The sequence below is a fragment of the Streptomyces sp. SID5910 genome, assembly GCF_009862125.1.
Classification (GTDB): Bacteria; Actinomycetota; Actinomycetes; order Streptomycetales; family Streptomycetaceae; genus Streptomyces.
The window spans coordinates 1-6,131 of record NZ_WWHX01000539.1; the positions used below are offsets into that span (position 1 = coordinate 1).

General features: G+C 70.3%; 6 protein-coding genes and 1 pseudogene. 1 reads left to right on the forward strand and 6 read right to left on the reverse strand.

All coding sequences use genetic code 11. The features are described 5' to 3' along the window. Together GTW67_RS18865 and GTW67_RS18870 are read right to left on the reverse strand one after the other, a co-directional pair. The coding region (locus GTW67_RS18865) for a phosphoribosyltransferase domain-containing protein (RefSeq protein ID WP_202437407.1) at nt 1-805 on the reverse strand (805 nt) is incomplete at its 3' end. Nucleotides 806-849: 44 nt separating this feature from the next. Further along, nucleotides 850-2,016 carry an HpcH/HpaI aldolase/citrate lyase family protein gene (locus tag GTW67_RS18870; RefSeq protein ID WP_161165992.1) on the reverse strand — a complete coding sequence of 389 codons (1,167 nt, stop codon included), beginning with the start codon at nt 2,014-2,016 and terminating at the stop codon, nt 850-852. Between the two features lie 210 nt (nt 2,017-2,226). Here GTW67_RS18870 and GTW67_RS18875 point away from each other — a divergent pair, with 210 nt between their 5' ends. Further along, on the forward strand, nt 2,227-3,198 hold the full coding sequence (locus GTW67_RS18875; RefSeq protein WP_161165993.1) for a TerD family protein: 972 nt from the start codon (nt 2,227-2,229) through the stop codon (nt 3,196-3,198). Nucleotides 3,199-3,205: 7 nt separating this feature from the next. On the opposite strand, the gene GTW67_RS18880 is transcribed toward GTW67_RS18875, so the two are convergent. From GTW67_RS18880 to GTW67_RS18895, 4 genes and pseudogenes are all read right to left on the reverse strand, one after another. Continuing rightward, on the reverse strand, nt 3,206-3,943 hold the full coding sequence (locus tag GTW67_RS18880) for a TerD family protein (RefSeq protein ID WP_161165994.1): 738 nt from the start codon (nt 3,941-3,943) through the stop codon (nt 3,206-3,208). A 151-nt stretch (nt 3,944-4,094) separates the two neighbouring features. Then, entirely contained in the window at nt 4,095-5,234 is a 1,140-nt protein-coding gene (locus GTW67_RS18885; protein ID WP_161165995.1) for a DUF475 domain-containing protein, read from the reverse strand. A gap of 49 nt (nt 5,235-5,283) precedes the next feature. Then, entirely contained in the window at nt 5,284-5,859 is a 576-nt protein-coding gene (locus tag GTW67_RS18890) for a TerD family protein (RefSeq protein WP_161165996.1), read from the reverse strand. Between the two features lie 110 nt (nt 5,860-5,969). After that, nucleotides 5,970-6,131 (reverse strand): annotated as a pseudogene (locus tag GTW67_RS18895) (calcium homeostasis/redox stress adaptation protein); the annotation flags it as partial.

Below are 6,131 nucleotides of genomic sequence, written 5' to 3' on the forward strand. Positions count from 1 at the left end.
CCAGGGGCGCGGGGAACTGCGCGACCGGCCACGACGGCGCCGCGGACGACGGACCACCGGACCCGGCACCTTCCGCCTCGTACCGCGCCACCAGGGCCTGCCCCTTCTCCAGCACGCTGGCCGGCAGCCGTACCGTTCCCGAGGCCGTCGTCACGAGGTCCACCCTCGCGCCGATCTCCCACGCGAACTCCTCCAGGCGTCCCGCGTCCGCCGCCGACCGCATGTCCACCAGGGCGACCACCACGTACCGCCCCCGCGGATACCGCTCATGAAGATCGCGCACGGTGTTCAGCACCGTGTTCCCCGTGGAGAACTCGTCGTCGACCAGGACCAGCGGCCCGTCGCCGGCCAGCAGCGCCGGGTCCTCGGGCAGCAGCAGGTGGGACGTGGCGTGCGAGTGGGACTCCTCGAAGCCGCCCGCGCGGGCGACCCCGGCGACCGGACGGCGGGTCGAGTGCAGGTAGGGCGCGGCGCCCAGCCCGTCGGCGACCGAGTGGCCGAGGCCGGTCGCGGTCTCCGCGTAGCCGAGGACGACGGCCCGCCCGGCCTCCTCCGCGCCGAGCAGGTCCCGGACCCGCCGGCCGAGGGCGACACCGTGGCCGTACACGACGGACGGGGACTGCGGGACGTGCTTGCCGAGCACGTTGGACACGAGCAGATGGGCGCGCTTGGGGTTGCGGCGCAGGGCGAGGCCCAGCATGCCGGTGAGCGCGCCGTCGCCCGCGAGCTCGACGCCGAGCCGCTCCGCGACCCAGCTGCCGGACCAGACGCCGCCGTGTTCCCCGGCGCGTGCCCTGTCGGTCATGTACCCAAGCCTCCCGTTGTCCTCGGTCATGGCATCTCGTGCGGTCAGTCGGACAGGCCGGCGGCGAGGAGTTCCACGAAGCCGATGTCCTCGTTGGCGACGCCGAAGACCTCGGCGCGCAGCAGGGTCCGCTCCGCCCAGGCGCGGTGCGGCTTCACCTCGTTCATCTTGTTCGTGTACGCGGACCGCAGGACGCCCCCGCCGCCGCGCTCGGGGCGCAGGATGTCCTGGGCGTCGCTGAACTCCTCGCGGCTGACGACGGACAGGGCGTGCACCGGCAGCACGTGCGACGGGTGGATGCAGGTCTTGCCGAGCAGGCCGTTGGCCTGGTCCAGGGCGATCTCGCGCAGCAGGCCGTCCATGGAGTGCTCGATCAGCTTCTGGCGCAGCTCCACGGCCTGCACCTCCAGGAACGGGCTCTGCCGCAGTTGCGGTTTGAACATCCTCTCCTGGACCCGGAAGTACTCCCACACGGGCCCGGTCACCGTGAATCCGGTGCCGTCGGCCCGGGCCAGCATGTTCACCACGTCGGCGATCACGGAGGCGACGATCTGGACGTCGTACGCGGTCATGTCGGGGGCCCGGCGCAGCCCGTAGGAGGAGCAGAAGTCGGTCACGCCGAGGCGCAGGGCGAGCACCCGGTCGCGGTACTTGTCGACCGCGCGGGAGATGCCCTCCAGCGTCTGCACGCGCGACTCGCGGTACAGCAGGTCCGGGGACTCGAGCACGGGCATGGCGAACAGGCGCCGGCCGCTCGCCGCCTCGGCCGCGGCGAGCGCCTCCAGGAAGGGCACGCCGCGTTCCTCGGTGAACTTGGGCAGGACGAATCCGGACAGCAGCCGGGCCGCCGGGCCGAAGCGCCGCACGAGGTCGGGTATCTGCTCGGGGGTGCGGACCCGGACGAAGAGCAGCGGCACGTCCGCGCCGGGCCGGTTCGCCAGGTCGGTGAACTGCCGGACGAGGTTCTCCTCGCCGGCCGCCACGTCGGCGTCGTCGATCGAGTCCTCCAGGCACAGCACCATCGACACGACACCGCGCGCGCCCTGCTTGAGGACGTCGTCGGCGAGTTTCGGTCGGGTGGCGGGGCTGTAGAGCGTGGCGCCGAGGGCCGCGGACAGCAGCCGGGCCGGGGAGCCCGCGGTGAACGTGCAGGGCTCCTGGTGGAACAGGCGCGTGCGCACCTCAGGGGCGATGTGCCCGAAATGACGCATGAATACTCCCCCGCGGTGTCTGGGCGACCGGTGGTCGGTCCAAGGTGGCCGGTAATAGTACGTAGGTATCCATGTCGGTGGTTCCCACCGGGCATGAATTCCAGGTAACCCCGCCGTGTCGGCGGCGGGCGACCGGAGCGGCGCGGACACGGCCCCGCGCACCCCGCCCCCGCGTTGTCGTGAGCAGGACCGAGAAGGCAGGATGACGGCATGACGCACGCGATGCTGAAGGGGTCGAACGTCCCGCTGCAAGCCACCACGGTACGCGCCGTGCTGCGCTGGTCACCCGGGCAGGGGGTCCCGGACGTCGACGCCTCCGCGCTGCTGCTGGGCCCCGACGACCGTGTGCGTTCCGACGAGGACTTCGTCTTCTACAACCAGCCCCGGCATCCGTCCGGGCAGGTGTGGCGGCTCGGCAAGAAGCGGGTCCCCGACGGTCTGACCGACACGATCCAGACAGACCTCTCGGGCGTCGAGCCGTCGGTGGGCCGGATCCTGCTGGTCGCCTCGGCGGACGGCGTGGCCTTCGACCGGGTGCGGGAGCTGCGCATCCTGCTGTACGACGCCGCCGTCGCCGACGGGGAGCCGCTGGCGTACTTCGACGTGAGGCCGGAGACGGGCCAGGAGACGGCGCTGATCTGCGGGGAGCTGTACCGGCGCGGGGAGGGCTGGAAGTTCCGGGCGCTCGGCGAGGGCTACTCCAACGGGCTGAAGGGCCTGGCGACCGACTTCGGCATCTCCGTGGACGAGTCCGAGGCGGCGCAGGAGCCGGCCGCGGCGCCCTCCCCGGAGGCGTCCGCACCGGCGCCGTCCGCGCCGGCGCCGTCCGTGCCGGACCGGCCGGCGGTCGGCCCCGACGAGCCGACGACCGTGCAGCCGCTGCCCGTGCCGGCCGCCGCCCCGGAGGTCTCGTACCCGCTGCCGCCGGAGCAGCCGGCGGGGGTGCCCGCCCAGCCCGCGTACGGCTATCCGCAGCAGCCGACGCAGCAGCCGCCGACGACGCAGCCGGCGTACGGCTATCCGCAGCCGGCCGCGCGGCCCGCCAACGGCTATCCGCAGGCGCCCGCCACCGCGGGGGCCGCCGGGGCGCAGTCCGGCTACGGCTATCCGCTGCCGGTGACCGGGGGTCCCGACCCGGACTTCCGGCTGCCGCCGCAGGGTCCGCAGTTCGTCGGCCGGTGAGCCGCGCTCAGCGCTCGACCTTGGTCTTGTAGCCCCGCCCCCACTGGAGCCCCCAGCCGTAGAGCCGGTCCAGTTCTCCCTGGAAGCCGTAGACGAACTTCACCTCGCGGCGGACCATGATCTCGCCCTTGACGTTCTCGATCATCACCACGGCGCAGGAGCGGGCCTGCGGGTGGCGTTCGTCGAGGCCTATCTCGATGCGCGGCCCGTTGCTCGGGTAGAGCGTGACGATGGCGTGCGTACGGTCGAAGGCCGGCGTCTGGTCGTAGATGTAGGCGAAGAGCAGCAGGCGTTTGATGGCGTCCCGGTGGTCGAGGTTGACGTAGATCGTCTCGCCGGAGGCCGAGCCGAACCGGTCGTCGCCGCTGAGCTTGACGTACGGCGGGGCGTTGACGTCGCCGAGGTAGCCGCCGAGCGGCTGGACGACGCCCCGGGTGCCGTCCTGGAGTTCGTAGAGGCAGCCGAGGTCGAGGTCGACGTTGACCATGCTCTGGCTGTGGCCGACGACCTCGGGGGGCTTGAGGGCCTTGAAGGGGTGGCGCAGCAGGCTCTCCCGCTGGTTGCCCATGATGTCCGAGGTCCGCATCCGCCAGGTGAGGTTGATGCGCAGGTGCCCGGTGGCCGCGCCCTGTTTGGTCAGGGAGACCTGGCTGTGCCGTTTGGTCAGCTCGATGGAGTTGCTGGCCGCGCTGCCCGAGTCGAAATCGCTGTCGCGGCCACGCCACAGACCGTCCAAGAAGCCCATTCCCGCCCCCACGTTCCCTTCACCGCCGACGGGGCGGCCCCGAGGAGTCGTCCTCGTCGGCCGCCCCGCTCAGAGCGTTCCTCGTCCGGGCCGGGTTCACACCGGTGGCGCAGGGGCACCGGGGGCGCACCGGCCCGGGATCACCGGGGTGTCACACCCCGGAGGAGACCTCCGCCTTCTCTCCGTCGCCCGCTCCGCCGGCCGCCTCCAGCGCCTTGTTGCGGCGCACGGAGGACCAGAAGGACCAGCCGATCAGGACGACGCCGACGAGGCCGGTGATGATCTCGTTGATCTCGTACTGGATGGTGACGAGGAGGATGACGGCGAGGGCGCCGATGGCGTAGTGCGCGCCGTGCTCCAGGTAGACGTAGTCGTCCAGGGTGCCCTGGCGGACCAGGTAGACCGTCAGCGAACGGACGTACATGGCGCCGATGCCGAGGCCGAGGGCCATCAGGACGATGTCGTTGGTGATGGCGAACGCGCCGATGACGCCGTCGAAGGAGAACGACGCGTCCAGGACCTCCAGGTAGAGGAACATGAAGAACGCGGCCTTGCCGGCCAGCGCGACCGCGGACTTGGGCTTGCCCGTGCGCTCGGCCTGCTCCTCCTCCTCGTGCTCCCGTTCTTCCTCCTCTTCGAGCTTGTCCTCGAAGTAGCCGGAGAGACCGCCGACGATCATGTACGTGATCAGACCGGCGACACCGGAGATCAGGACCGTCTCCGCCTTGTCGGCGTGACCGGCGTGCAGGTGCGCCTGGGTCGCGAAGGTCATGGAGGTGATGAGCAGCACGATCAGGGCGATGCAGACCGACAGCATGTCGACCTTGCCGAGCTTGGCCAGCGGCCGCTCCAGCCACTGGAGCCACTTGATGTCCCGGTCCTCGAAGATGAAGTCGAGGAAGATCATCAGCAGGAACATGCCACCGAAGGCGGCGATCGACGGGTGGGCGTCGGTGACCAGCTCCTGATAGCGGTTCTTGTCGGTCAGGGCGAGGTCGACGGCCTCGATCGGCCCGAGCTGGGCGCTGACGGCCACGATCACGACCGGGAACACCAGACGCATGCCGAAGACTGCGATGAGGACGCCGATGGTGAGGAAGATCTTCTGCCAGAAGGCGTTCATCTTCTTCAGGATTCCGGCGTTGACCACCGCGTTGTCGAACGACAGCGAGATCTCCAGGACCGAGAGGATCGCCACGACACCGAAAGCGGTCCACCCCCCGTAGAAGACCGCCGCGACCAGGCCGAGCGCGGTGACCGCGAACGACCAGCCGAAGGTTTTCAGAAGCACTGGCTACCCAATCGTGTATGTACGGGGCTCCCCCGCGCCGTACTCGGCTTTACGAAACGTTGACTCCGAAGTCTAGAGCGATGCCGCGAAGCCCCGACGCGTACCCCTGCCCCACTGCACGGAACTTCCACTCGCCCTGGTAGCGGTAGAGCTCGCCGAAGATCATCGCGGTCTCGGTGGAGGCGTCCTCACTGAGGTCGTAGCGGGCGAGTTCCTGGCCGTCGGCCTGGTTGACCACCCGGATGAAGGCGTTGGCGACCTGGCCGAAGGTCTGGCCGCGCTCGTCGGCCGCGTGGATCGAGACCGGGAAGACGATCTTGTCGCACTGGGCGGGGACCTTGGAGAGGTCGACCAGCAGCGACTCGTCGTCTCCGTCGCCCTCGCCGGTCAGATTGTCGCCGGTGTGCTCGATGGAGCCGTCCGGGCTCTTGAGCTGGTTGTAGAAGACGAACCACTCGTCCCCGAGCACCCGGCCCCCGCTGCACACCAGTGCGCTCGCGTCGAGGTCGAAGGGTGCTCCGGTGGTGGAACGCGCGTCCCAGCCGAGACCGACCAGCACCTGCGTGAGGTTCGGTGCGGCCTTGGACAGGGAGACATTGCCCCCCTTGGCAAGAGTGACGCCCATGTGATGGTCCCTCCCCGGGTGATGTTCTTGGGTTTCCTGCGCGTCCGGCGCCGCACGTAAACCGTGCGGCGCCGGACGATCGGGGCTCTCGCCCCGGACGAAGCAGTGACTCAGACGTTCACGCCGAAGTCCTGGGCGATGCCGCGCAGGCCCGAGGCGTAGCCCTGGCCGATGGCCCGGAACTTCCACTCCGCTCCGTTCCGGTACAGCTCGCCGAAGACCATGGCGGTCTCCGTGGAGGCGTCCTCGGACAGGTCGTAGCGGGCGATCTC

Excerpts from the sequence above, each read along its gene's own strand:
- GTW67_RS18870 (WP_161165992.1), bottom strand. The coding sequence starts at position 2,016 with ATGCGTCATTTCGGGCACATCGCCCCTGAGGTGCGCACGCGCCTGTTC.
- GTW67_RS18875 (WP_161165993.1), top strand. The coding sequence starts at position 2,227 with ATGACGCACGCGATGCTGAAGGGGTCGAACGTCCCGCTGCAAGCCACC.
- GTW67_RS18880 (WP_161165994.1), bottom strand. The coding sequence starts at position 3,943 with ATGGGCTTCTTGGACGGTCTGTGGCGTGGCCGCGACAGCGATTTCGAC.
- GTW67_RS18890 (WP_161165996.1), bottom strand. The coding sequence starts at position 5,859 with ATGGGCGTCACTCTTGCCAAGGGGGGCAATGTCTCCCTGTCCAAGGCC.